The sequence below is a fragment of the Methylosinus sp. genome, from assembly GCF_036560965.1.
Classification (GTDB): Bacteria; Pseudomonadota; Alphaproteobacteria; order Rhizobiales; family Beijerinckiaceae; genus Methylosinus.
The window spans coordinates 1-25,686 of sequence record NZ_DATBQF010000005.1; the positions used below are offsets into that span (position 1 = coordinate 1).

Annotated in this window: 20 protein-coding genes; 7 read left to right on the forward strand and 13 right to left on the reverse strand. The window is 68.3% G+C overall.

The features are described 5' to 3' along the window. The 7 genes from VIF40_RS00625 to VIF40_RS00655 all read right to left on the reverse strand — a co-directional run. Positions 1-567: ABC transporter permease subunit (locus tag VIF40_RS00625; protein WP_331935578.1), on the reverse strand; the 567-nt coding region annotated here is incomplete at its 3' end. 2 nt (positions 568-569) lie between these two features. Then, positions 570-1,562, reverse strand: coding sequence for a phosphate ABC transporter permease subunit PstC (gene pstC, locus VIF40_RS00630; RefSeq protein ID WP_414684731.1), 993 nt, complete (start codon positions 1,560-1,562; stop codon positions 570-572). Positions 1,563-1,743: 181 nt separating this feature from the next. Continuing rightward, on the reverse strand, positions 1,744-2,790 hold the full coding sequence (gene pstS / locus VIF40_RS00635; RefSeq protein ID WP_331935580.1) for a phosphate ABC transporter substrate-binding protein PstS: 1,047 nt from the start codon (positions 2,788-2,790) through the stop codon (positions 1,744-1,746). Positions 2,791-2,948: 158 nt separating this feature from the next. Then, positions 2,949-4,007 carry an ATP-binding protein gene (locus VIF40_RS00640; RefSeq protein ID WP_331935581.1) on the reverse strand — a complete coding sequence of 353 codons (1,059 nt, stop codon included), beginning with the start codon at positions 4,005-4,007 and terminating at the stop codon, positions 2,949-2,951. 97 nt (positions 4,008-4,104) lie between these two features. Further along, positions 4,105-5,307: a lysylphosphatidylglycerol synthase domain-containing protein gene (locus VIF40_RS00645; RefSeq protein ID WP_414684729.1), complete on the reverse strand. Its 1,203-nt coding sequence runs from the start codon at positions 5,305-5,307 to the stop codon at positions 4,105-4,107. A gap of 175 nt (positions 5,308-5,482) precedes the next feature. Further along, the gene (locus tag VIF40_RS00650) at positions 5,483-7,072 is read right to left on the reverse strand and encodes a DNA polymerase Y family protein (protein ID WP_331935583.1); all 1,590 of its coding nucleotides are present in this window, start codon (positions 7,070-7,072) and stop codon (positions 5,483-5,485) included. A gap of 5 nt (positions 7,073-7,077) precedes the next feature. Continuing rightward, complete coding sequence (locus VIF40_RS00655) at positions 7,078-7,824, reverse strand: hypothetical protein (RefSeq protein ID WP_331935584.1); 747 nt, start codon at positions 7,822-7,824, stop codon at positions 7,078-7,080. A 165-nt stretch (positions 7,825-7,989) separates the two neighbouring features. Here VIF40_RS00655 and VIF40_RS00660 point away from each other — a divergent pair, with 165 nt between their 5' ends. Then, on the forward strand, positions 7,990-8,238 hold the full coding sequence (locus tag VIF40_RS00660; RefSeq protein ID WP_331935585.1) for a type II toxin-antitoxin system prevent-host-death family antitoxin: 249 nt from the start codon (positions 7,990-7,992) through the stop codon (positions 8,236-8,238). Next, positions 8,235-8,660, forward strand: coding sequence for a type II toxin-antitoxin system VapC family toxin (locus VIF40_RS00665; RefSeq protein WP_331935586.1), 426 nt, complete (start codon positions 8,235-8,237; stop codon positions 8,658-8,660). Before VIF40_RS00660 ends, VIF40_RS00665 begins: the two co-directional genes overlap by 4 nt. A 212-nt stretch (positions 8,661-8,872) precedes the next feature. Here the strand turns inward: VIF40_RS00665 and VIF40_RS00670 are convergent, their stop codons facing one another. Then, positions 8,873-9,061, reverse strand: a complete 189-nt coding sequence (locus VIF40_RS00670; RefSeq protein ID WP_331935587.1) for a 4Fe-4S dicluster domain-containing protein — start codon at positions 9,059-9,061, stop codon at positions 8,873-8,875. 332 nt (positions 9,062-9,393) lie between these two features. Between VIF40_RS00670 and VIF40_RS00675 the strand changes: the two genes are divergently transcribed. Beyond that, complete coding sequence (locus VIF40_RS00675) at positions 9,394-10,689, forward strand: O-acetylhomoserine aminocarboxypropyltransferase/cysteine synthase family protein (RefSeq protein WP_331935588.1); 1,296 nt, start codon at positions 9,394-9,396, stop codon at positions 10,687-10,689. A gap of 133 nt (positions 10,690-10,822) precedes the next feature. On the opposite strand, the gene smc is transcribed toward VIF40_RS00675, so the two are convergent. Together smc and VIF40_RS00685 are read right to left on the reverse strand one after the other, a co-directional pair. Next, positions 10,823-14,281 carry a chromosome segregation protein SMC gene (smc, locus tag VIF40_RS00680; protein ID WP_331935589.1) on the reverse strand — a complete coding sequence of 1,153 codons (3,459 nt, stop codon included), beginning with the start codon at positions 14,279-14,281 and terminating at the stop codon, positions 10,823-10,825. A gap of 90 nt (positions 14,282-14,371) precedes the next feature. After that, on the reverse strand, positions 14,372-16,129 hold the full coding sequence (locus VIF40_RS00685) for a glucan ABC transporter ATP-binding protein/ permease (protein WP_331935590.1): 1,758 nt from the start codon (positions 16,127-16,129) through the stop codon (positions 14,372-14,374). A gap of 304 nt (positions 16,130-16,433) precedes the next feature. Here VIF40_RS00685 and VIF40_RS00690 point away from each other — a divergent pair, with 304 nt between their 5' ends. The 4 genes from VIF40_RS00690 (at position 16,434) to lipB (ending at position 18,252) form a co-directional block, all read left to right on the forward strand. Further along, entirely contained in the window at positions 16,434-16,646 is a 213-nt protein-coding gene (locus VIF40_RS00690) for a cold-shock protein (RefSeq protein ID WP_331935591.1), read from the forward strand. A gap of 165 nt (positions 16,647-16,811) precedes the next feature. Continuing rightward, positions 16,812-17,051 (forward strand): hypothetical protein, encoded by a 240-nt coding sequence (locus VIF40_RS00695; RefSeq protein WP_331935592.1) that lies wholly within the window; start codon positions 16,812-16,814, stop codon positions 17,049-17,051. A 113-nt stretch (positions 17,052-17,164) separates the two neighbouring features. After that, positions 17,165-17,437, forward strand: a complete 273-nt coding sequence (locus tag VIF40_RS00700) for a hypothetical protein (protein ID WP_331935593.1) — start codon at positions 17,165-17,167, stop codon at positions 17,435-17,437. A gap of 86 nt (positions 17,438-17,523) precedes the next feature. Then, the gene (lipB, locus tag VIF40_RS00705; protein WP_331935594.1) at positions 17,524-18,252 is read left to right on the forward strand and encodes a lipoyl(octanoyl) transferase LipB; all 729 of its coding nucleotides are present in this window, start codon (positions 17,524-17,526) and stop codon (positions 18,250-18,252) included. 9 nt (positions 18,253-18,261) lie between these two features. Here the strand turns inward: lipB and VIF40_RS00710 are convergent, their stop codons facing one another. The 3 genes from VIF40_RS00710 to VIF40_RS00720 form a co-directional block, all read right to left on the reverse strand. Beyond that, complete coding sequence (locus VIF40_RS00710) at positions 18,262-18,774, reverse strand: RNA pyrophosphohydrolase (protein ID WP_331935595.1); 513 nt, start codon at positions 18,772-18,774, stop codon at positions 18,262-18,264. Beyond that, positions 18,771-19,967: a divergent polysaccharide deacetylase family protein gene (locus tag VIF40_RS00715; RefSeq protein WP_331935596.1), complete on the reverse strand. Its 1,197-nt coding sequence runs from the start codon at positions 19,965-19,967 to the stop codon at positions 18,771-18,773. Before VIF40_RS00715 ends, VIF40_RS00710 begins: the two co-directional genes overlap by 4 nt. A gap of 95 nt (positions 19,968-20,062) precedes the next feature. Further along, positions 20,063-25,675, reverse strand: coding sequence for a hypothetical protein (locus tag VIF40_RS00720; protein WP_331935597.1), 5,613 nt, complete (start codon positions 25,673-25,675; stop codon positions 20,063-20,065). Positions 25,676-25,686 lie beyond the last annotated feature (11 nt).

Here is a 25,686-nt window from a genome sequence, read left to right on the forward strand (position 1 = left end):
CGCGGCGCGGTAAGCGACGCGCTGAATGACATAGGAGCGCGGCAGGCCAAGCGCCGTCGCCGCTTCGCGCAACGAGCCCGGCACCAGCAGCAGCATGTCCTCGGTGGTGCGCAACACCACCGGAATCACCAATATGGCCAATGCCACCGAGCCGGAAATCGCCGAGAAATGCCCCATGCGCGCCACTAGCAATTCATACACGAACAGGCCGATGACTATCGACGGCGCGCTCAGCAGAATGTCATTGATGAAACGGATGACGACGGTCAGCCTCGAATAGCGTCCGTATTCCGCCATATAGGTGCCGGCCAGCATGCCAAGCGGCGCGCCGACCGCGACGCCGATGACGCTCATGATCAGCGAGCCCGCCATTGCGTTGAGCAACCCCCCGGCGGCGCCTGGGGGCGGCGTCATTTGCGTGAACACGTCCAGCGACAGGCCTTTGCCCCCCTCGTAGACCAGGGCGCCAAGGATCATCACCAGCCAGGACAGGCCGAAGACGGCGGCCGTCCAGCACAGCGCGGCGGCGAGAATGTTGTTGCGGCGACGCGAGCCATAGAGCGACATGATCAGGCTCCCGCCTTATGCTCGATGCGCATCAGCAGCAAGCGCGCGCAGGCGAGAACGACGAAGGTGATGACGAACAGGATCAGACCCAATTCGATCAGCGACGACGTGTAAATATCGCCGACCGCCTCGGTGAATTCATTGGCGATGGTGGCCGAGATCGTCGTGCCCGGCGCGATCAGCGAGCCGGAAATCTTGTGCGCGTTGCCGATGACGAAGGTCACCGCCATGGTCTCGCCAAGCGCGCGGCCAAGGCCCAGCATCACGCCGCCGATAACGCCAACGCGCGTGTAGGGAATCACGACATAGCGCACGACCTCCCAGGTCGTGCAGCCAATGCCCGACGCCGCCTCCTTGAGCACGGGCGGAACGGTCTCGAATACGTCGCGCGAGATGGAGGCGACGAAGGGCAGCACCATCACGCCAAGGATGAGCCCCGCCGTGAGCACGCCGATGCCATAAGGCGGGCCGGCGAACAGCGTCGACAGCACGGGCGTGTCGGCGAAGGTCGAAATCAGCGCCGGTTGAACATATTGCTGCAGGAACGGGGCGAGCACGAAGAGGCCCCAAATGCCGTAGATAATGGAAGGGATGCCGGCCAGCAGCTCGATCGCCATGCCGATCGGCCGGCGCAGCGGCGGCGGGCACAGCTCGGTCAGAAACACCGCGACCCCAAGCCCCACGGGAACGGCCACGAGCATGGCGATCAGCGATGTGGTCACCGTCCCGTAAATCGGCGCCATGGCGCCGAAATTATCGGTGACGGGATTCCAGGATTGCGAACCAAGAAAACCAAAGCCGAAGGCGCGGATCGCCGGCAAGGAGCCCTGAATCAGCGAAACAATCACGCCGCCTAAAAGCAGCAGCACGAGGACGGCGGCGGACAACGTCAATTTGTGAAAGAGCCTGTCGAACAGGCCGAGCTTTCCGAGCGTCTGGCGTCGATCAATCTCCGCGGACTTCGCTCCCGCGCCGATGAACGCAATATCTGACACGTGTGTTTCCTTGGCGAGGTTGTCGACGCCGGGGTCTTCGAAGGTTTGTTCGGTCAAGGCCATTTCCACGCAAAGCCCCGCCGCGCGACGCCATTCGCCCTGCGGGAAAGGGAAGCCTGGCGGTCGCCGCATCGCGGCCGCCAGGGAAACCGATCCATTTGATCCAAGCCGGACTCCAAAATCAATTGGCGAGCGGCTTGCCGTCCGAGCCCTTCAGATTGGCGGCCCAGCTCTTTTTGATCAACGCGACGAGAGACTCGGGCAGCGGGATGTAATCCAGCTCCTCGGCCGCCTTGCCGCCCTTGGCGAAGGCCCAGCCAAAGAATTTTAGCGCCTCGGCCGTCGAGGCGGCGTCCTGCGGCTGCTTGGGCGACAGGATGAAGGTCGCGGCGGTGATCGGCCAGGATTTCGCGCCCGGCTCGTCCGTCAGGATTTGGTAAAAGCCCGGCGACTTGGCCCAATCGGCGTTGGCGGCGGCGGCCTGGAAGCTCTCGGTTGTCGGCGGGACCACCTTGCCGTCCTTGTTGACCATCTTGACGAAGGTCATCTTGTTCTGCTTGGCGTAAGCATATTCGACATAGCCGATCGCGCCCTTGGTGTTGGCGACATTGTTGGCGACGCCTTCATTGCCCTTGGCGCCGATGCCCACCGGCCATTCGACCGAGGCGTTCTCGCCGACCTTGGACTTCCAATCCGCGCTCACCTTGGACAGGTAATTGGTGAAGTTGAAGGTGGTGCCCGATCCGTCCGAACGATGCACGACGGCGATCGCCGCCGACGGCAGCTTGGACTTCGGGTTCAGCTTCTTGATCGCGGCGTCGTCCCACTTCGTGATCTCGCCGAGGAAGATGGCGCCGAGCGTCTTGCCGTCGAGGATGAGATCGCCGGAGGCGACGCCGTCCAGATTGACGACCGGCACGATGCCGCCGATCACCTGCGGCCATTGGGTGAGGCCGGCGGCCTCCAGCTCTTCGGCCTTCAGCGGCTGGTCGGAAGCGCCGAAGGTGACCGTGCGGGCCTTGATCTGCTTGATGCCGCCGCCGGAGCCGATCGACTGATAATTGAGACCGGCGCCGGTCTCTTTCTTATAGCTGTCCGCCCATTTGGCGTAGATCGGATAGGGGAAGGTGGCGCCGGCGCCCGAGATATCGATCGCGAAGGCGGCGCCGGCCGTCGCCACGGCCAGGCTCGTCGCCAGTGCGACTCGATGAAGAACTTTGGAGATCATGTTCGGTCTCTTTCGAACTCGAGGTTCACTGTGTCGGCGCGCGTTCAGCGCCCCAGCGGTGCGCACCCTAGAGCCGCGCGACGAGGGTTTTACGACGGTTGGATGACTGTCGCATGACAAGTCATCTATCGGATTATACAGAGATAATTTGCGATGGCTCAGGGGCTTTCGGCTTTTTCTGGGTCGATCAGAGGCAGAAACACCCGGAATGTGGCGCCCTTCCCTGGCGCGGAATCTATGGCGAGCCGGCCGCGGTGGCGAGCCACGATATGCTTGACGATGGCCAGGCCGAGGCCGGTGCCGCCCTTGGCGCGGCTCTTGCCCGCGTCGACGCGATAGAAACGCTCGGTGAGGCGCGGCAGATGTTCCGGCGGAATGCCGGGGCCGTGGTCGCGCACCGAGAAGACGGCGGAGGCGCCGAGCGGGGAGAGCGAGATCTCGACCGGCCCGGCCCCGTATTTGATGGCGTTCTCGATGAGATTTTCGGCGACGCGGGCGAGCTCGTCGCGGTCGCCGGGGGCGACGACCTGCTCGGCGATGTCGAGCTTCAGCTCTATGCCGCCATCCTCCGCCATGGGCGCGAGCGTGTCGACGATATGGGCGACGAGAATGCCGAGATCGACCGGTGTGTCCGGACGCAGATGCAGATGCTGCTCTATGCGCGAGAGCGAGAGCAGATCGTCGACGAGCCGCGACATGCGTTGCGCCTGGTCGCGCATGATGGTGAGGAAGCGGTCGCGCGCCTTGGCGTCGTCATGGGCCGGGCCGAGCAGCGTCTCGACGAAGCCGAGCAGCGAGGCGAGCGGCGTGCGCAGCTCATGGCTGGCGTTGGCGACGAAGTCGACGCGCATGCGCTCGACGCGCCGCGATTCGGTCAGGTCGCGCAGGCTCACCACGGCGGCGTTCTCATAGCCCTCGAGGCGCAGCGGCGCGATATGCACCTCGAACCAGCATTCCACCGGCAGGCGCTCGAGCCAGATGACCTTTTCCGGCTGGGCGCCGCGCAGCACGCGGTCCAGCGCGTCGAGCACATCGGGCGAGCGCAGGCTGCGCGCCAGCGGGTCATTGGGGCGCAGGGACGGCAGCACCGAGCGCGCCGAGCGATTGGCGGCGACGATGCGCGCCTCCGAATCGATGACGAAGACCGCTTCTGGCAGCGCGTCGATGACCAGGCCGAGCAGAGCTTCGCCCTGATAGCGTCGTCGCAGATCCGGCATTGGTCCTCTCGTCACTGTGTCGCCTGGAGGAATGAGATGAAGCCGCCTTGTGTTCACGAGCGACGAGCGGCGACCCGACAGCCCGTCGCGCAGGCGCTCACTCGCGCGCCTCCAATATGCGCGCGATGGTCTCGCGCAGGCTGTTCCAGCGCCGCGAGCCTTCGTCCGCCCCGAGAAGCGCGAGCGCGAGGATGAAGGGCAGAAAATAATAGATGACGCGGAACAGCAGCAGCGAGGCGAGCAGGCTCTCCTGCGAATGGGAGGGCAGCGCGTTCAGCATCGTCGCCTCGAAAACGCCGATGCCGCCCGGCGCATGGCTGATGACGCCGAGTATGCAGGCGAAGACATAGACCGAGACGAAAGTGGCGAAGTCGAGATTCGGATCCTGCGGCAAGATCGCATAGAGCGCGGCCGCCGCGCAGCACAGATCGACGACGCCGAGCAGCGTCTGGCCGATGGTGGGCGCGAGGCCGGGCAGCTCGAAGAAATGCCCGCGCAGCCGCACACGGCGCGGGCGCAGCGACACCCAGACGATGTAATAGCCGACGCCGGCGCAGATCATGAGGCCGAGCGCGAAATTGACGAAGGCCGGGAGCTTGTCGATCGCGCCGATCTCGCCGGCCCGCGCCATGAGGCCGACGCCGACGACCGAGGTCATGCCGAGCCAGAAGGTCACGCCCGCGATGACGGTGACATTGGCGACCTGCACGGCGGTCACGCCGACGCGCGCATAGATCCAATAGCGCACCGCGGCCGCGGTGACGACGGGAAAGCCGAGATTGAAGGAGAAGGCGTAGCTCGCGAAGGAGGCGAGCGCGGCGATGCGATAGCGCACGCGCAGCCGCAATTGGCGCAGCGCCAGCGCGTCATAGCCGGTGAGCGCGACATAAGAGAGCGCGGTGAGCAGCAGAGCGGCGAAAATCTGCTCGGCGCTCATCGCGGCGATGGCGCCGCGCACGTCGGAGAATTTGACGCTCGAGATCGCGCTCGCCAGAGCGAAGCCCGCCAGCGCGAAGACGGCGAGGCTGGCGATTCCGCCGAGCGCCTTGCCGAGGCTCGGCGCGATCATGCGGCGGGCCGTCGAAAGGAAATCGAGGCCGGCGGCGCGCTGGTCCGGGTTCGGCCTTTCGTCGGCGTTGGCGGGCGTTGCGGCGCCCGTCTCGGTGAGATCGCTGTCTGGCCGTTTCAATTTCTCTTTTTCCTCGAGGCGTCTGCGAAAATGCGCGGAATATGCCTCTTCGATACGACGTCGGGCGGCGGAGTTCAAAGGCGACCGACGGGCCTCGCGGCGTCCATTCATAGGATTTTCGAGTTCCCTGTTGCGCACGCCCCGGGGGCGATCGGATGAGACGCCGGCGCAGGCCGCCGTCCCCCGTCGTTCATCCTGGCGTCGCGAGAAAACGTCGCCGCGAGAGCATGGTTCGGTTTCGCCCCCGAGCGTGACGATAAGATGACGCGCGGACTCGCAACAGCCATTAGAACAAGCCATGCACGAACCAGCGCGGCGGCGCGCTCTCGCGGCCGAAGAGTCCCTCGCGAAACAGCCAGAAGCGCTGGCCCTCGCGATCCTCCACGTAGAAATAGTCGCGGGTCGCGGCGTCCGCGGGCGCGCTCCACCATTGCGGCGCGATGCGCTCCGGCCCTTCATAGGCGGCGAGCTCGTGTAGGAGCCGCCGCCAGCGAAAGCGCAGCGGCGGCCCGTCGGGCGTGAGCGCCACCGCCTCGATCGGCTCCGGCTGCTCGAACAGCCGCAAAGGGCGCGAAGGCGCGCCGTTTTCACGCAGATGGCGGGACGGCGCGGCCGCTTCCATCGCCGCGGGCGCGGGGGCGGAGGCGGGCCGAAGCGCCACGGCGAGCTCTGGAAGATGCGACGCCTGCGGATAGACTCGCAGCACGCGGCGGGGGCCGAGCCGCGCGCCGAGCCGATCGACGAGATCGTCGAGGCCGCCGCCGCTTTCGCTCTTTCGCTCGGCGAGACCGAGATGCCGCTCCTCGAAATGCTGCTGCGGCGTATCGCAGCGCTCGACGCGCGCGGCGCCGAGCCGCAGCACATCATAGCCATAGCCGGTGTCCAGCCCCTCCTCGGCGAGAACGGCGAGGCGCTCGCGCAGCAGCAGGGCGATCGTCTCGGGGTCGCGCAGCGGCCGGCTGGTCCCCGTCTCGATATGGGCGACGGCGCCGTCGACGCGGTAGAAGACCGCCTCCAGCGCCCGCGCGCCGACGCCATGGCGCTCGAGCAGCAGGCACAGCTCGCGGGCGAGGCCGTCCAGCGTGCGCTCTATGTCCTCTTGCCGCGTGAGCCCCTCGGGAAAGCGGCGCTCGGCCATGAAATCCGGGGCCTCGAAGCGCGGCGAGATCGGCTCGCGACTGCGGCCGGCGATGGCGTCGAGCCGCGCCATGGCCTTTGTCCCGAGCCTTGCTGCGAGCGGCGCGCGCGGCCGCGCGAGCAGATCGCCGACGCTGCGCAGCCCGGCGCGATCGAGCCTGTGGCGCGCCGCCGGGTCGAGCTCGAGCGCGGCGACGGGCAGGCGGGCGGCGATCGCCTCCAGCTCCGTCTGCGTCGTCCCCTCCGCCACATGGCGCAGCCGCGAGAAGCGGGCCAGCGCCCGCGCCAGCGCCGGGCCGGGCGCGATCGCCCCCCTCGCGGCGAAACCCTGGGCGGCGAGGCGGCGCTCGACCTCCGTCAGCAGCGCGGCCTCGCCGCCGAAGAGATGCGCCGCGCCGGTCACATCCATGAGGAGTCCATCCGGTGGATCGGTCGCGGCGAGCGGGGTGAAGCGCCGGCACCAATCGGCGATCCGCCCCAGCAGCTCGGCGTCGGCCGGCGGGTCGGCCTCGGCCAGCCGCAGGGCGGGGCGCATGGCGCGCGCGTCGGCGACCGCCATGCCGGGGACGAGCCCGTCCGCCGCGGCGCGCGCGTCGACGGCGGTCAGCCGCTCGGCGCCGCCGAGCTTGGCCCAGACGGCGAGCGGCGCCTCCGTCTCGGAGGACGCGTTTTTCGGCTGCGGCCGGCGCGAGAGCCGGTCGGTCGGAAGGCGCGGCAGGAACAAGGCGAGGCAACGCATGGAGCTCAAGCCTCCTCATGGTCGAAGACGATGTCGCGCCAGGCCTGCGGGTCGAAGGCGCCGACGAGCCCGCGCGCCTTGACGACGCGCAGCCGAAAGGCGGGCGGGCCGGGCAGAGGCCGGGGCGCGCCCTCGGCCCGCGGCGGCGGCGCGCCGGCGGCGATCTCGAAGCGCGTCTCGGCGGCGCTGGCGAGCCTTTGCGCGGCGCCCGCGGCGCGGGGCAGCAGCAGCAGGCCGAGGCTTCCGCTGCGGCGGGCGGCGAGCGCCAGTCGTCGCGAGGCGGTGAGGTCATAGGCGCTCGCCTCGGCCCAGCTCTCGGCGACGACGACGGCGGCGCCGCTTCTCAGCGCCTCCTCCATGGCCCACAGCGTCTCGCGCGGGCGGCGCGTGCGCGCCAGCACCAGCCGCTCCGGCGGGAGGCCCGCCGCCTGCAGGCCGCGCCCATAGGGCAGGCCGAGCTCGCGCGCCGCCATATCCTCGGCGATCCAGACGATTCCGCCCTGCGGCTTCAGGCGCAGACGACGCAGCGCGAGGGAGAAGGCGAAGCCGGCCGCCGCCGCGGCGTCGGTCGGCCGGGCCGGCAGCGCCTCGCCGAGGCCGCTGCGGCGCGGATCGAAGAGGCGCGAGAGGCCGTCGTCCCGCAGTCTCGACATCGGGACGGCCGCAGGCGCAGGCGCGTCGCCGCCCGCCTCCAGCGCGGCGATCCGTCGACGCAAAAAGACGATGCGTTCCGATGAGCCGCTGCGCGACATCGGGTCCCCGATCTTCAGTATGTTGCCAATTTGTTCTCATGCTGACTCCGCCGCGGCGGAGAGTCAAGCGGGGTGGTTTTGCGGTTTCTCCCGGTGGCGGGGCCGCTTCCATTATGAAGAAAAATGACCTATTTTCTTGGAAAATGACCATATTGGAGCCGCCACATGCCCAGCTACTCCATCGCCAAGGCCAAAGAGCAGCTCTCGCGCCTGATCGACGAAACCCTGCGCGGCGAGACCGTCACGATCACGCGCCATGGCAAGCCTGTCGTCGAATTGCGTCCGAGCGCGGGCGCGCCCGATAAAATGACGGTCGAAGAAATGGGGCGACTGCGCGCGCGTCGCGCCGCCCGTCCCCCACTCGGCGAAGACGCGGTCGAGATCATTCGCGAGATGCGGGACAGCGATCGGTGAGTTTCTATCTCGACGCCAATCTGCTCGTCGCGCTCTTCGTCTCCGATGTCCATTCGGCTGCGACGGACGCTTGGATCGATTCGAATCCGGGCGAATTATTCATCGGCGATTTCGCGAGGATCGAATTCGCGGCCGTATTGTCGCGACGGTTTCGTGTCGAGCCGGCGAGCGAGACGATCATGCGTGAAGCGCTCGACGATTTCGACGAATGGGCGCGGCGCATGACAACCCCGATCGACACTCTTCCGCGCGATATGGCGCTGGCGGATCGTCTCATGCGCGACTTCGCGCTGAAGCTTTCGGCACCGGACGCATTGCATCTCGCTCTGTGCGAAAATCGTGACTATACGCTCGTCACTTTCGACCTTCGCCTCGCCGAGGCGGCTCGTCGCGGCGGCGCGAAGACGATTGCTCCGTCATGACGAGCCGCAGTTCCCCGTCGAACGGCGATGGCGTCGCTCGACGGGCTGGAACGGGGCCGGCCGAGGCGCGCGGCCGTCGCCCTCGTGCGGAAAACGCGGCGGCGCTCTACCGCGCCGGGCCGCTGAAAGCAAACGCGCTTCCGCCTCTCCCCGGGGAAAACCCCGCCGGGGAGGGCTGCTCATATCGCCGACTATCTCGTCGCGTCAGGGCGTCACGCAGGGACGCAAGTGTCGGGAACCGGACAAACTTCGGCGCAATGCGGAGTCTCGCCGTCGCATTCCGTGCACTTCTTGGGGTCGATGATATAGGTGTCGCCCTTCATGCGAATGGCGGCGGTGGGACAGTCGAACTCGCAAGCTCCGCAAACCGTGCATTGCGACGCGATGATCTTCAAGGCCATGCAATTCTCCCCGCTTGTTCTATGGCGCGGCGCCCACGAAACGGCGCCGCGCGTCTCGACGCGACAAATGGGGGTAAGCAAGAATCGTTTCAATTTGCCGCGGCGGCCCGCCGGACGCTTCCGGTCGCGGCGGATCGTCGCGCGGGACGCGGCCGCGGACCTTTCGAAACCCCACATTGCTCGTAGACTAATAATCCGGTTTAATCCGGTCATGAGCGCGTCCGCCGAGAGCATGTTTCCGAGATCCTGTCTCCGATGAGCATGTCCGCTCTATCGGCGCGCCCTCATGAACGTGCCTCGGCGCGATAAAAGAGAAAAGAGCGAGGACGGAAATGCCCGTTGACAGCAAGCATCCCGAAACCCTGGCCCTCCACGCCGGCTGGCGTTCCGATCCGACGACCGGCGCCGTCGCGCCGCCCATCTATCAGACGACCTCGTACCAGTTCCGCGATTCGCAGCACGCGGCCGATCTCTTCGCGCTGAAGGAGCTCGGCAATATCTACACGCGCATCGGCAATCCGACGACCTCCGTGCTCGAGGAGCGTCTGGCCGCGCTCGAGGGCGGCGTCGCGGCGCTGGCTCTCGCCTCGGGACAGGCGGCCTCGGCCTTCGCGCTGCAAAATCTGGCGCGCGCCGGCGACAATGTCGTCGCCTCCACCGATCTCTATGGCGGCACCTGGAATCTCTTCGCCAACACGCTGAAGGACCAGGGCCTCGAGGTGCGCTTCGTCGATCCGAGCGATCCGGAGAATTTTCGACGCGCCACCGATGATCGCACACGCGCCTATTATGCGGAGACGCTGCCGAACCCCAAGCTGACCGTTTTCCCGATCGCGGAAGTGGCGGCGATCGGCCGCGAATATGGCGTCCCGCTCATCGCCGACAACACGGCCGCGCCGCTGCTGGTGAAGCCGCTCGCGCATGGCGCCGCGATCGTCGTCTATTCGACGACCAAATATATCGGCGGCCATGGCACGTCGATCGGCGGCGCGATCATCGACGGCGGCAATTTCGATTGGGAGAAATTTCCCGAGCGCCAGCCCGCGCTCAACACGCCGGATGCGAGCTATCACGGCGCGGTCTGGGTGGAGGCGGTCAGGCCGCTCGGCCCCGTCGCCTATATCATCAAGGCGCGCACGACATTGCTGCGTGATCTCGGCGCCGCGCCTTCGCCGTTCAATTCTTTCCTCACGCTGCAGGGCATAGAGACTCTGCCGCTGCGCATCGAGCGGCATGTCTCTAATGCGCAGGCGGTGGCGGATTTTCTCAGCGAGCGCTTCGAGGTCACGAAAGTGATTCACCCGTCGCGCCAGAACGGCGCCGAGCGTGAGCGCGCCGACAAATATCTGAAGGGCAAATATGGCGCGCTGGTCGGCTTCGAGCTCGCCGGCGGCCTGGAGGCGGGGCGGCGCTTCATCGACGCTTTGAAGCTGTTCTATCATGTCGCCAATATCGGCGATGCGCGCAGCCTCGCCATTCATCCGGCGACGACGACGCATTCGCAGCTCTCGCCCGAAGCGCAGATCGCGACCGGCGTGACGCCCGGCTATGTGCGCCTCGCCATCGGCATAGAGCATATCGACGATATTCTCGCCGATCTCGATCAGGCGTTGAATGCGGCTCGCTGAGAGTAGCGTTGCGCCCCCTCCCTCACTATCGCGGGAGAGGGAAGCCGGCAGGCGTTGCGCGAAACGTCGATGAAGCGCCGAATCGCCCCCCTCTCCCGCGTAGCGGGGGAGGGTCGGGGAGCGGGCCGCGCGCTCAGCTCGCCTGCGAGAATCGCTCCGCCTGCTCCAGATCGACGGAGACGAGCTGCGAGATGCCGCGCTCGGCCTGCGTCACGCCGAACAGCCGATCCATGCGCGCCATCGTGATGGGGTTGTGGGTGATGGCGACGAAGCGCGTGTCGGTCTTCTTGCGCATATCGTCCAAGAGATCGCAGAAGCGCTCGACATTGTAATCGTCGAGCGGCGCGTCCACCTCGTCGAGCACGCAGATCGGCGACGGATTGGTGAGGAACACCGCGAAGATCAGCGACATTGCGGTGAGCGCCTGCTCGCCGCCGGAGAGCAGCGTCATCGTCTGCGGCTTCTTGCCCGGCGGACGCGCGAGAATGTCGAGGCCGGCCTCAAGCGGATCGTCGCTCTCGATGAGCTGCAATTCCGCCGTGCCGCCGCCGAACAGCAGGCTGAACAGCTCCTTGAAATGCGCGTTCACCTGCTCGAAGGCGACGAGCAGGCGCTCGCGGCCTTCCTTGTTGAGGCTCGCTATGGCGCCGCGCAATTTCTTGATCGCCTCGGCGAGATCCTCGCGCTCGGCGATCATCTTGTCGCGCTGCGTCTCGATCTCGGCGAGCTCGTCCTCGGCGCGCAGATTGACGGCGCCCAGCCGCTCGCGATCGGCCTTCAGACTTTCGAGCTTGCGCTCGACATCGGGAATGGCGGGCAACTGCGTCTCCTCGCCGGTGATTCCGGCGAGCTCGGCGAGCGAGCGCGGCTCGCTCTCCAATTCCATGGCGATCGCGTGCTCCACATCCGCCGAGCGGCGGCGCGCGGCTTCGAGCTGCGCCTCGCTGCGGGCCTTTTCCTCGCGTGCGGCGCTCATCGCCTCGAGCGCCATGCGGGCGGCGCGGTCGGCCTCGGCCTGCGTGGTCTCGCCGGTCGCGCGCGCGTCGGAGGCGGCGCGGCGGGCGGCGTCCGCCTCCTCGATCGCGGAGAGAAGATTGCGGCGCTGAAGCAGGAAGGTCTCCGGCGAATCGGCGATGCGCTCCTGCTCCTCGCGCGAATCCTCGAGCCGCCGCTCCAATTCGGAGATACGGTCCTGGGCGCGGTCGCGGCGCTCCATCCAGGAGGCGTTCTCGCGCTGGATCGCCGATTTGCGGGCGGCGCGCGTCTCCGCCTGATGGCGCAGAGCGGTGAGCATGGCGCGCGCCTCGCCGGCCTGGGCGCGCTCGGCGGCGGCGCGGGAGCGCACATGCTCCACCGCGCCGGCCAGCGAGGCGGGCTCGTCCAGCGCGTCCAGCGCCTGGGCGGCGCTCTCGCGCTTCATCGCGGCCTCGTCGCGATTGGCGAGGATTTGCGCCTTGGCCTCCTGCAGCGCGGAGAGACGCTGCGCGATCTGGCCGAGGCGGCGCTCGGCGACGACATGGCGCTCGCGCGCTTCCTCGAGCGCCGCGCGGGAGCGGCGCTGCGCCTCGCGGGCGGCGCTCTCGGCCAGAGCGGCGGCGCGCGCCTGCTCCTGGGCCGTCTGCGCCTCGTCGGCGAGCGCGTCGGCGGCCTCGCGGGCGGCGGCGGCCTCGAGGCGCAGATCGGCGAGGCGGTTTTTCTCAGCCAAGCGGCGGGCGGCCGGCGTCGGCGCCTCGGCGGCCTGGGTGAATCCGTCCCAGCGCCAGAGGTCGCCCTCCTTGGAGACGAGGCGCTGGCCGGGCTTCAGCATCGTGCGCAATGCTGCGCCCTCGCTGCGCAGCACGACGCCGATCTGCGCGAGGCGCCGGGCCAGCGCCGGCGGGGCCTGCACCCTTTCCGAAAGCGAGCGCACGCCCGGCGGCAGGGTCGGATCGTCGGCGCCGGAGGTCAGCGCCCAATGGGCCGGGGCGGAGGGCTCGATGGAGGCGTCGAGATCGTCGCCCAGCGCGGCGCCGAGCGCGGTCTCATAGCCCTTCTCGACGCTGACGCTCTCGACGATCGGCGCCCAGAGATCGCCGCCGCCCGATTCGAGCAGCTTTTCCAGCGTGCGCGCCTCGGTCTCGAGCCGTCCGGCGCGCTTCTCGGCCTCGGCCAGCGGCTGGCGCGACAGGCTTTCCGCCTCGCGCGCCTCGATCGCCGCCGCTTCGGCCATCAGCGCGGTCTCGTCGGCCTCGTGCGCGGCTTCGCTGGCCATTTCCAGCGATTCGGCGAGGCGCTCGACCTCCTCCACCGCGCCGCCCTGGCCGGCGATCAGCGCGAATTCCGTCTCGACGCGGGTCAGCTCGGCCTCGAAGCGGGAGACGCGCTGCGTCTCCTCGCGCAGCGCCGCCTCCAGCGCGCCGCGCTGGGCGTTGACGCCGGCCAGCGATTGCTGCGCCTCGGAGAGCTCGGCCTCGGTGCGGGCCAGCGCCTCCTCGATTTCCGCCAGACGCTCGCGCGCCGCCTCCTCGCGCTCGGCGCCGATGGCGTCCTGCTCGGCCAGCTCGCCGCGCTCGTCCTCGAGCCGCTGCGTCACCTCGGCGGCGTCGTCGATCAGCGCGCGCTCGCGCTCGACGTCGCGGCTGAACTGCTCGGCGTGGCGGGTCAGCTCGGCGATGCGCTCCTTGGCGCGCTTCTCCTCGCCGTCCAGCGCGTCGCGGGCGACGATCAGCCGATGCAGAGCGGCGCCGGCCTCGGCCTCCTTCTCGCGCAGCTTCGGCAGCTCGAAGGCGGCGATCGCCTGTAGACGCGCCGCCTCGGCCTGCTGCAGCGTGCGCTGCTCGACGAGCTTCACATCCTCTTCCAGCTTGCGCTCGGCGGTCTTCGACTGCTCGCTCGCCTGGCGATGGGCGATGAAGGCGGCGAGCGCCTCGTTCTTGCGGATATCGGCCGCGACGGCGCGATAGCGCTGCGCCTGCCGCGCCTGGCGACGCAGGCTCTCGGTCTGGCCGTCGACCTGTTTCAACACATCCTCGAGGCGGGTGAGATTTTCGGCGGCCCCGGTCAGCCGCAGCTCCGCCTCGTGGCGGCGGGAATGCAGGCCGGCGACGCCGGCGGCGTCCTCCAGAATGCGGCGTCGGGCCTGCGGCTTGGCCGAGATGATCTCGCCGATCTGCCCCTGGCGCACCAGCGCCGGCGAGCGCGCGCCGGTGGCGGCGTCGGCGAACAGCAGCTGCACATCCTTGGCGCGAACCTCGCGGCCGTTGATCCTGTAGGTTGAGCCGGCCTCGCGCTCGATGCGGCGGGTGATTTCCAGCGTCTCGGCGTCGTTGAAGGCCGCCGGGGCGGTGCGGGAGCTGTTGTCGAGGACGAGGCCGACCTCGGCGACATTGCGGGCCGGGCGCGAGCCGCCGCCGGAGAAGATGACGTCGTCCATCCCCGAGCCGCGCATGTTCTTATAGGAGCTTTCGCCCATGACCCAGCGCAGGGCCTCGACGAGATTGGATTTGCCGCAGCCATTCGGCCCGACGACCCCGGTCAGGCCCGGCTCGATCAGGAAATCTGTGGCCTCGCAGAAGCTCTTGAAGCCGAGGAGTCGGAGCCGCTGGAATATCATGCGCGCCAGAGCGCCACAAAATAGCGGGGAAGGCAAGAACAGCGCCGCGATATGTTGTGGAGGCGGCCCCGCTCGCCCGGGGCGAGGGGGTCAGGACGCCGCGGTGATGAACTGCGCGCTGGCGAGCTTGGCGAAAAGGCCGCCCTTGGCCACCAATTCGTCGAAGGTCCCGCTCTCGACGATCGCGCCTTGATCCAGCACCAATATGCGATCCGCATGGCGCACCGTCGCCAGACGATGCGCGATGACGAAGGTCGTACGGCCCTTGGTCGCCGCCTCCAGCGCCTCTTGCAATTGACGCTCGGTCGTCGCGTCCAGCGCGCTGGTCGCCTCGTCGAAGATCATGATCGGCGGGTCCTTCAGCAGCGCGCGAGCGATGGAGAGACGCTGCCGCTCGCCGCCCGACAGCGTGCGGCCGCGCTCGCCGACCAGCGTCGAAAGCCCCTCGCTCTGGCGCGCCACCAGATCGCGCGCCTGCGCCAGCTCCACCGCGCGGGCGATCTCCTCCTCGCTGGCGTCCGGCTTGCCGACGCGCAAATTCTCCTCGATCGAGCGCGCGAACAGCATGGGCTCCTGAAACACCACGCCGATGTTGCGGCGGAGCGAGGTCAGCGTCATGTCGCGAATGTCGACGCCGTCGATGGTCACGCGCCCCTGCGCCGGATCGAAAACGCGATGCAGCAGGCCGAGCGTCGTCGATTTGCCGGAGCCCGTCGCGCCGACGAGCGCGATGGTCTCGCCCCGCCGCGCCGAAAACGAGACGTCGCGCAGCGCCGGACGATTGCCGCCATAGGAGAAGGTCACATGCTCGAAGGCGACCGCGCCCGCGAGCCGGCCGAGATCGCGCGCATCCTCGCGATCGGCGACGGTCGGGCGCGTGTCGAGAATGGCGAAGAATTCGGCGATCTTGGGCGCGAGCAGAAACAGCACATTGAGGAAGCCGACCATTTGCTCGAGCCGTCCGATGAGCATGGTGGCGAAGCTCATGAAGGCGACGATCTGGCCGATGGAGGCGAGGCCCTGCAAATGCAGCCAGGCGCCGAGCAGGAAGATGACCAGCAGAGTGAGCGTCGCCGAGGCGCGGCTCGCCACCGCCGCCAGCGCCCACCAGGAGAGCACCGGAATTTGCGCGGCGAGCAATTCGTCGATGATGCGGCGCAGCGCATTGGTCTCGCTCTGCACGCGGGTGAAGCTCTGCACCACGGCGACATTGCCGAGCGCGTCGGAAGCATGCTCGGCGAGCGAGGAATGGTGACGCTCCACCTTGCTCTGCAATTGCTCGGTGCGGCGCAGGACGAAAGAGGTGAGCGCGCCGAAGATCACGAGGAGGACGATGAGCGGCAGAGCGAGGCGCCAATTGACGAAGAGCGTCGCCGGCAGCAGCACGAAGAGCGCGACGAAAGAGGCGCAATTCTCGCGAAAGAAGGACAGCCACAGGCCCGCCATGCCGGAGGCGCCCTCGAGCATCACCTTCAGCAATCGGCCGGAATGCGCGCCGGCGTGAAAGCTCGACGGCAGATCGAGCACATGCTCGAAATAGGCGGCCATCACCGCGAGGCGGCTCCGATGCGCCAGCCGGTCTGCGTGCAGCGCGACCAGCACGGAGGCGCCGATGGAGAAAAGGCCGAAGCCGGCCCAGGCCGAAAGCAGCGGCACGAGATCGCTCCAGGCGAGCTTTTGCGCGGCCGCCTGCGCCTTGGTGAGCACGTCTATGACGCGGCCGAACAGCATGGGCTCGGCGAATTGCGCGATGGCCACGGCGAGATTGGCGGCGACGAGGATCGTCGCGAGGCGCTTTTCCGGCTTCAGCTGCGCCAGAACGCGGAGATAGACGGCGAGGACGGACATGGGGCTTCTAGATGGGAGAGGAGACAGCGCCGTCTATAGCGGGCGGGGCGGGGAGCGCAAGGAGAGGCGCAGCAAGGAGCAGGGCGGGCAAGGAGAGGCGGAGGCTTTGCGGCTTATTCGGCGGCCACGCTTGTATTGTGCGCCAGGACGCACCAAATAGGCACTAATCGAGTTTCGGCCGGACGGCTCCTGCTTCGCGCCCCAGTGGCGCTCCCGGGAAAATGACTTCCTCTCCAGAACATCGATCATGTGGGGCGTCGCATCGCGCGAGCGCCCGGACACTCGTTCTTCGAAAGGACCAGTCATGCAGAACGGCACCGTAAAATGGTTCAATGCTCAAAAGGGTTTCGGCTTCATTCAGCCGGAGGCCGGCGGAGCCGATGTCTTCGTTCATATCAGCGCTGTCGAGCGCGCCGGCCTGCCGGGTCTGGCCGAAGGTCAGAAGCTCTCCTATCAGATCGTCGTCGACTCGCGCAGCGGCAAATCTTCGGCCGATCAGCTGAAGGTCGCCGCCTGATCCTTCTGGCGATCGGGCCCCGCTCGTCGACCGCGGATGTACCGGCGGCGAGCGCGGGGCCCGGCCCCGATGGAGACGCGTCGTTCTTTCGGGATCGGCGCGTCGCGCTCCATTCGAGAAAAAGCTTACTCCGCCGAAAAAAGGCCTACTCCGAAAGGGCCGATAATGAGCGCGCATTCGAATGAGCTCTCCCGCCATCAGCGGCTTCGCAAAGAGGCGCCGACACATAAGTTTCGTCTCGGCGCGCAAATCTATCACCGGATCGGCGCGCGATCGGAAAAGGAGACATTCCGGATCACGCGCCTGCTGCCCGACAGCGGGGCCGGGTTTCAATATGTCATCAAAGGAGACCGGGACGGTCTCGAACGTGTCGTGACGGAAGCGGGAATGGAATTCGCCTGGTAATTTCTCGCTCCGCATAAGGTTGCGCGTCGCTCGCGTCGTCTCGTCCACATGCGCCGCAGCGCGGCGCCGTGGCGATGTTCGCGCCGCACGTGTGGACGACAGGGAGACGAGCGATGAGCGAGTTCGATTACGGGATGGAAGCGGGCCTGTTCTCGTCCAAGATTTTCGCCAAGCGGCCGAGATCCTACCAGAACTCCATCGAATTCCGGCGCTTCGCCCAGGCCGCGGAGGCCATTCGCTACGCCGTGGAGGACATGCCTCCCGCCCTGCTCGGAAGCTGCTCGCTCGAGGTGGCGGAGACGACCTACACCGGCGCAGCCATTCGCGGACTTTACGAGAGCGCGGAATTTCCGCTGCCGCGGAAAGGCAAATCGGCGAAAAAATAGCGACGATCGAGCGGCGCGCCCTGCTGGAGCGCCGCCGCGCGACGCGATACATTCCGGGCCATGACCGCACTGCGATATTTTCTATCATGACCGCTCCGTCGCCGCGCGACGCCTGCGCCGTCTCTCTGCTCCCGCTGGCGGACTCGCCGCCGGTGGAATGGATCGTGGCCTCGGGCCTCGTTCCCTATGAGGCGGCGGTCGCCGAAATGGAGGCTCTGGTCGAGCGCATCGCCGACGGCTCGGCGGCGGAGCGCGTCTGGCTGCTCGAGCATCCGCCCATCTACACCGCCGGAACCTCGGCCAAGCAGGCCGATCTCCTGGATGCGCGCTTTCCCGTGCATCGCACCGGGCGCGGCGGCCAATTCACCTATCACGGCCCCGGCCAGCGCGTCGCCTATGTGATGCTAGACCTCACGCGCCGCAAGCGTGATCTACGCGCCTATGTGTCGGCGCTCGAGGCCTGGCTCATCGCGACGCTCGCCGCGCTCGGCGTCGCCGGCGAGCGGCGCGAGGATCGCGTCGGCGTATGGACGCGGCGTCCGGACAAGCCCGCGGGACTGCTCGGCGAGCCGGCCGAGGACAAGATCGCGGCGATCGGCGTGCGCGTGCGGCGCTGGACGACTTTCCATGGGCTGGCGCTCAATGTCGCGCCGGACCTCACGCATTTTTCCGGCATAGCGCCCTGCGGCGTGCGCCAGTCGCATCTCGGCGTCACCAGCCTCGCCGATCTCGGCGCGGGCTCGGATCTGGCGGCCGTCGACGCCGCGCTGCGCCGCGCCTTCGAGCCGATTTTCGGCGCGACGATCACGCTCTGAGCCGGGGCCTCAGCTCCCGGCGAGATGCGCGAAATCCCGCACCACGCGCTCATAGACCTCGCGCTTGAACGGCACGATCAACTCCGGCAGCAGCGCCGCCTTCTCCCAGCGCCAGGAGTCGAACTCCGGCTCGTGGCGGCCGCCGTCCGGGCGCTCTATGTCGATCTCCGCCTCATCGCCATCGAAGCGAAACGCGAACCATTTCTGCGTCTGGCCGCGATATTTGCCTTTCCAGCGTTTCGTCGCCGTGGGCGGCAGATCATAGCTGTACCATTCCTGCGCCTCCGCGAGCACGGTGACGCTCGTCACATTCGTCTCCTCGCGCAACTCGCGCAGCGCCGCGGATAGCGGCTCCTCGCCGTCGTCTATGCCGCCCTGCGGCATCTGCCATTCATGATCGATCACTTGCTGGTCGATCACTTGCTGGTCGGCGCGTTTGGAAAAGCGCCGGCCGAGGAAGACGAGCCCCTGCCGGTTGAGCAGCATGACGCCGGCGCAGGGTCTGTAGATCGCTTCGCTCATTTCCATTTTCCGGCTCGCGCCTCTTTGTCCTCGACCCGCGACGCGAGCGCGCTCAGCGGGACGAGCGCTATTCCCTTGCGCTCCAGCTCGCGCGCGAAACGCGCGAGGCGCGTCATCGCGGCCGGCAGCGCGCCGGCGACGATGATCGCCTGGCCGTTGCGGCGGGCGAGCGCCTCGATCTGCGTCAAGGCCTTCTCCACCGCCTCGCCGGAAGCGCCCGCCTCGATCGCCGCATCGGCGCGCGCCGCCGTCAGAGCGACGCGCGGCGCCAGCGCCGAGACCAGCGAGCGCGGCGAGGTGCCGTCGTCGAGATAGAGCAGGCCGCGCCCGGCTATGTCGGTGAGCGTGGGCATGAGCGCCGTCTCGTCGGCGGTGAATTGCGCGCCGAGGAAATTCACAATGCCGATATAACCGGAAAAGCGGCTCATCAGCCAGTGGAGATCGTCGAGCCCGGCGCCGCGCGTCGTCAGCAGCGTGTGCGGCCCGGGATTTTCGCGCGGATAATCGTAAGGCTCCATCGGCGCTTGCAGCAAAATCTCATGGCCGCGCTCGCGCGCTCTGGTCGCGACGCCTTCCGTGTCGGCGCCGTAAGGCGCGAGCGCCAGCGTCACCGCGCCCGGCAATTCGTCGATCGCGCTCGCCGAAAGCCGCGCATCGAGCCCGACGCCGCCGACGACGAGCGCGATGCGCGGCGCGCCGGCGGGCAATCGCGCGCTGATCGTCGCGGGGCGCGCATAGACTTCCATCGGCTTCGCGCCATCGGCGCCGATTTTCGGCAGCAGGCCGTGGCGGTCCTTCTCGACGAGCCGCTTGTCGGGCGCGGGCGCCAGCGCCGTATGCTGCTCGTCGAGCCTGATGATGAGCGCGCCCGGCGCCGCGTCGCCGCCGACGCGCGTGACCTTCACGCCCGAGCGGCGCTCTATGTCGGCGATCTCATCGGCGCGCTTGTCTTGCTCGGCGACCGAGGCATGGTCCGCCGGGGCGCTCGCCGGCGCCGTCGGCTCGACGATCTCTATGCGCGCGATGGCGACGGGCTGTCCCGCGTGAGGATCGCGCGCCGCGAGCGCGGCGAGAGCGCCGCCGCCGAGCAGCGCGGCGATCACGATCGTCGATGTCCGTCCGCGTCGGCGCGGCGCCCGGCGCGGCTCCAGCGGCTCGTTCAAGCCCAGCGGCTCGTTCAATTCGTCGGTCATGGCCCGCGAGCGGCTCCCTTTTGCGAACGCGCGAATCGCGGCGCGTCTCGATCATTGTCAAATGTCGCCGCCGCGCCGTCGAGCGGCGCGACGCCTCACGAGACCGCCTGCGCCAGCGCGGCCTGCTGTTCCGTGGTCATGCCGGAGATCTGCTGCGTGGTGAAGGCGGCGATCTGATTGCCGTTGAGCGCCAGCAGCTCCGTCGTCGTCAAGGCCGCGATGGCGGTGGCGGTCAGCGCGCCCACCTGCGTCGTCGTGAGGCCGGTGAGCTGGCGCGCGTTGAAGGCGGAGATGACGGAGCCGTCGAGATTGGCGAGCTGCTGCGTCGTGAGCGCGGCGATCTGCGTCGAGGTCAGCGCGTTGAATTGCGTCGAGGAGAGCGCGCCGAGCTCGGTGGTGGTGAGATTGACGACCTGCGTCGTCGCCAGCGTGGATATCTGCGAGGTGGTGAGCGCGCCGACCTGCGTCGTCGTCAGCGCGCGCAATTGCGGGCGCAGCAGGCCGCCGAGCTGCGCATCGGTCAGCGCCGCGACTTCCGTCGTGGTCACAGCCTGCATCTGCGATGTCGTCAGCGCGGCGAATTGCGTGGCTTGCAGCCCCGAGAATTGCGTCGTCGTCAGGCTGGCGATCTGCGCGGCAGAGAGTCCGGAAATTCCATCGGAGGAGACGGCTCCGATCTGCGTCTCGCTCAATGCGGAGAGCTGCGTCGCGGTGAGCGAGGCGGCTTGCGTCGCGGTCAGCCCGCCGAGCTCCGTCGCCGAGAGCAGTCCGATCAGCGTCGAGGTGAGGCTTCCGAATTGCGTCGAGGTGAGCGCCGCAATGGCCGAAGCCGAGAGGCTCGCGAATTGCGTCGAGGTGAGCGAGGCGATCTCCGTCGTGCTGAGGCCCGCGACCGCGGTGGGCGACAGAGCGGCGATCTGATCCGCCGAGAGCGCCGCCGATTGCGTGTCCGACAGAGCGGCGATCTGCGTCTCGCTCAGACCCGCGACGCCGGTGGTGGAGAGATAGGAGATCTGCGCCGGGGTCAAGACCGTGAGCCGATCCGTGCCGAGCGAGGCGACCTGCGTCGAGGTCAATCCGCCGACTTCCATCGCTGTGAGCGTCTTCAGCTGCGTGGTGGTGAGAGCGGAAAATTGCGTGGCGGAGAGCGCGCCGATCTCGGTCGAGGTGAAGCTCATCAATTGCGTCGTGCTGAGCGCGGCGAGCTCTGTCGTGGTCAGTCCGCCGACGCCGGTCGTCGACAAGGAGGCGATCTGCGCGGCCGTCAGCGCGGAAAATTGCGTCGTGGCGAGTCCGCCGACCTGAGTCGGCGTCAGGCCGCCGACGCCCGTCGTCGAGAGCGCGCCGATCTGCGTCGCATTCAGCAGGCCGAGCTGCGTCGCGGTGAGCGCCGCCACCTGCGTCGCGGCGAGGCCGCCGATCTGCGTGCTGGTGAGCAGGCCGATCTGCGCCGAGGTGAGCGCCTGCACCTGCGTCGTCGTCAGCGCCGCCATTCCGGTGGAGGAGAAGCTGCGGAACTGCGTCGTGGTCAGCGCGCCGATCTCGTCGCTGCTCAGCCCCGCGATCGCGGTGGTGGAGAGGGCCGCGATCTGCGTGGCGGCGACGCTGGCGAGCTGCGTCGTCGTCAGCTGCCCGATCTGCGCGGCGGTGAGGCCGCCGATCGCCGTGCTGGTCAGATATTTGATCGCCGTCGTCGAGAGCGCGCCGAGCCGCGTCGAATCGAGCTGCGAGACCTCGGTGGAGGTCAGGCCGCGCGCCTGCGTCGCTGTGAGCGCGCCGACTTGCGTCGTCGACAGCGATGCGAGCTGCGAGCTGGTCAGCGACGCGATCTGCGTCGCGACCAACGCGCCGAATTGCGTCGCGTTCAGCGCCTGCATTTGCGTCGTCGTCAGCCCGCCGATGGCCGAAGTGGAGAGCGCGGCGATCTGCGTGGCGGCGAGCGAGTCGAATTGCGCGCCGGTGAGCGCCGTCGCCTGCGTCTGTGTCAGTCCCTGCAGCTCGAGCGTCGTGAGCGCGGCGATCTGCGTCGTCGCGAGCGCGCCGAGCTCGGTGGTGGTCAGCGCGCCGATGAGGGCCGCGGTGAGGCCGCGCAGCTGCGTCGTGGTCAGCGCCTGCAATTCGGTGAGCGTCAGTCCGGCGATCGCCGTGGTCGACAATCCGGAGAGCTGCGTCGAGGTCAAGCGCGCCAGCTGGTCGAGGCCGAAGGCGGAAATCTGCGTCGCGCTGAGCGCGCCGGCCTGCGTCGTCGTCAGCGCGCCGATCTGCGTCGTGCTGAGCGCGGCGATCTCTGCGCCGGTGAGCGCGCCGATCGCGGTGGTGGAGAGCGCGCCGATCTGCGTGCCGGCCAGCGCGCCGAGCTGCGTCGTCGTCAGCGCCGCCGCTTGCGCGTCGGTGAGGCCGGCGAGCTCGGTCGTCGTCATGGCGGCGATCTGCGTGGTGGCGAGCGCGCCCAATTGCGAGAGCGTCAGCGCGCTCAGCTGAAGGCTGGTGAAGCCGCGCAGCTGCGTGGTGGCGAGCGCGCCGATGACGCTCGTCGAGAGGCTCGCGACGGCGTCGGAGGAGAGGCCCGCGATCTGCGTCGCGACGAGCGCGGCGATCTGCGTCGCCGTGAAGGCGGCGAGCTGCGTGTCGACGAGCACGCTCATCTGCGCGGTGGTGAGAGCGGCGAGCTGCGTCGTGGTGAGCGAGGCGATATCGCTCGTCGACAATCCGCCGACGCCGGTCGTCGACAGAGCGGCGAGCTGCGACTTCTGCAAGGCGGCGAGCTGCGTGACCGAGAAGGCGGCGATCTGCGCATCCGACATGGCGCGCATCTGCGTCGAGGTGAGCGCTGAGACCTGCGTCGTCGCGAGGGCGGCGACATCGGCCGTCGACATGGAGGCGACCGCCGTCGTGGCGAGCGCTGCGATCTGCGTGGTGACGAGCGTCGTGAGCTGCGTCGTCGTCATCGCCGCGATCTGCGCCGCGCCGAAGCCCGACATGGCGGCGGCCGAGAGCGCGCCGACCTGCGTCGTGCTCAGCGCCGCGATCTGCGCGTCCGACAGAACGGCTGTCAGCAGCGCGCCGACTGCGCCGATCTGCGTCGTCGTCAGAGCCGCGACCGCGGTGGAGGTGAGCGCGCCGAAGCCGGTCGTCGACAGCGCGGCGACCTGCGTCGAGGTGAGCGCGCCGAGCTGCGCGGCCGACAGCGCGCCGACCTGCGTGTCGGCGAGCGCCTTGACCTGCGTCGAGGTCATCGCGTTGAGCTGCGTCGTCGACAGCTCGGCGATCTGGCTCTGCCACAAGCCGCCGATCGCCACGGCCGAGAGCGCGGCGATCTGCGTCGTCGCGAGCGTGTCGATCTGCGTGAGCGTGAGCGCGGCGATCTGCGTCGAGGTCAGCGCGGCGGTCTCGGTCGTGGTCAAGGCGCCGAGCTGCGTCGTGCTCAAGGTGGCGATCTGCCAATCGGCGAGCGCGCGCGTCTGCGCCGCCGTCAGCGCGCTGATCTGCGTGGTGGCGAGCGAGGCGATCTGCGCGCTGGTGAGGCCGGCGACGGCCGTCGAGGCGAGGGCGGCGATCTGCGTCGTGGCGAAGGCCGCGAGCTGCGTCGTCGTCAGCGCGGCGAGCTGCGTGTCGGCGAGCCCCGCGAAGGCGCGCGTGGGCATGGCGGAAAATTGCGCTGCGCTCAGCGCCGCGATCTGCGTGGTCTCGAGCGAGTTGAGCTCGGTCGCGTTGAGGCCGGCGAGCTGCGTCGTCGTCAGGCCGGCGATCTGCGTCGCGCCGAAGGCGTCGAATTGCGTCGTCGTCAATGCGGCGATCTGCGCCGAGGTGAGGGCGGAGAGCTGGCCGGCGGAGAGATTGGCGAAGGCGGCCGAGCCGAGACCGGCGACCTGCGCGGCGGAGAGCTGCGCGATCGTCAGCGCCTGAATCTCCGTCGTCGTCATATCGTCGAGCTGCGTCGTCGTCAGCCCGCGCGCCTGCGTCGAGGTGAGCGCCGAAAGCTGCGTCAGCGTCAGCCTGTCGATGGCGTCGGCGGAAAGCCCGGCGATCTGCGACGAGGCGAGAGCGGCGGCCTGCGTCGTCGTGAGGCTCTGCAGCTCGGTCGTGGTCAGCAGATTGAGGAAGGTGGTGGAGAGCGCCGACATTTGCGTCGAGGCGAGCGCGGCGACCTGCGCGCTGCTCAAGCGTCCGTCGCTGCTCGAGACGAGCGCGCCGACTTGCGCGGCGGTGAGATTGCCGATCGCGAGCGATTGGATCGCCGTCGTCGTCATGGCGGCGAGCTGCGTCGTCGTCAGGCCGCGCGCCTGCGTCGTGGCCAGCGCGGAAAGCTGCGTCGTCGTCAGATTGTCGACCTGCGTCGTCGTCATGCCGGCGATCTGCGCGGCGGTGAGCCAATTGACCTGCGTCGTCGTGAGGCTCGCCACCAGCGTCGCGGGCAAGGCGTTCAGCAGCGTCGTCGTCAGCGCGCGAATCTGCGTCGAGGAGAGCGCGCCGAATTGCGTCGAGGAGAGATCGCCGAAAGTGGTCGCGTCGATGGCCGAAAATTGCGCGGCCGAGAGCTCGGCGACGTCGAGAGATTGAAGCCCCGTGGTCGCGAGATCGGCGAGCTGCGTCGCCGTCAGTCCGCGCGTCTGCGTCGTCGTGAATGCGACGAGGCGCGTCGTCGTCAGATTGGCGAGCGTCGTGTCGGAGAGGCCGGCGATCTGCGCGGCGGAGAGGCCGGCGAATTGCGTCGCGGTGAGCGCGCCGAGGCGCGTCGTCGAAAGGCCGTTGAGCGTCGTCGTCGTCAGAGCGGCGAGCTGCGTCGACGCCAGCGCCGCGACCTGCGTGTCGGAGAGATTGCCGAAAGCCGTGGCGCCGAGCCCGGCGAGCTGCGCATTGGACAGATTGGCGATCGAGAGCGTCTGGATCTCGGTCGCGGTCATCGCCGCGAGCTGCGTCGTCGTGAGGGCGTGCGTCTGCGTCGCGGTCAGCGCGGCGAGCTGCGTCGTGGTGAATTCGCCGAGGTCGGCGGTCGTCAGCGCGGCGATCTGCGTCGCGGCGACGCCGGCGAGCTGCGCTGTCGTCAGCGTTTGAATCGCCGTCTGCGACAGGCTGTCGAAAGCCGTCGTCGTCAGCGAGCCGAGCTGCGTCGACGAGAGCGAGGAGATCTGCGTCGTGGTGAGATCGCCGACCTCGGTCTCGTTCAGCATCCGCGCCTGAGCGGCGCTCAGATTGCTCACCTGGAGCGCGATGATCTGATCGAGGCTCAGCGAGTCGAGCTGGGTCGCGGTGAGGCCGCGCACCTGAGTCGAGGAGAGATTGGCGATCTGCGTCGTGGTGAAGCGCGAGAGCTCGGTCGTCGAGAGGGTGGCGATCTGCGCGGCGGTCAGCGCCTGGAGACGCGTCGTGCTCAGGCTGCCGATCTCGGTGGCGTCGAGCGCATTGAGCTCCGTGCTGGTGAGCGCCGCGAGCTGGGTGGTGGTGAAGGATTCGAAGTCGCTCGAGGCGAGCGCCTGGAATTGCGAGAGATCGAGCCCGGCCAGCGCCGATTTCGACAAAGAGGCGACTTGCGTCGTCACCAGCGCCTGTAGCGTGGTCGTCTGCAGAGAGTTGATCTGCGTGGCCGTCAGCACGGCGACCTGTGTCGTGTCGAAGGCCTCGATGTCGGAGGTCTCGAGCTGACTCATGATGGTCGTCGGGAGACGGGCGGCCTGTGCGGTCGTGAGCGACGAGTAGATCGACGTCATGACAGGCCCCG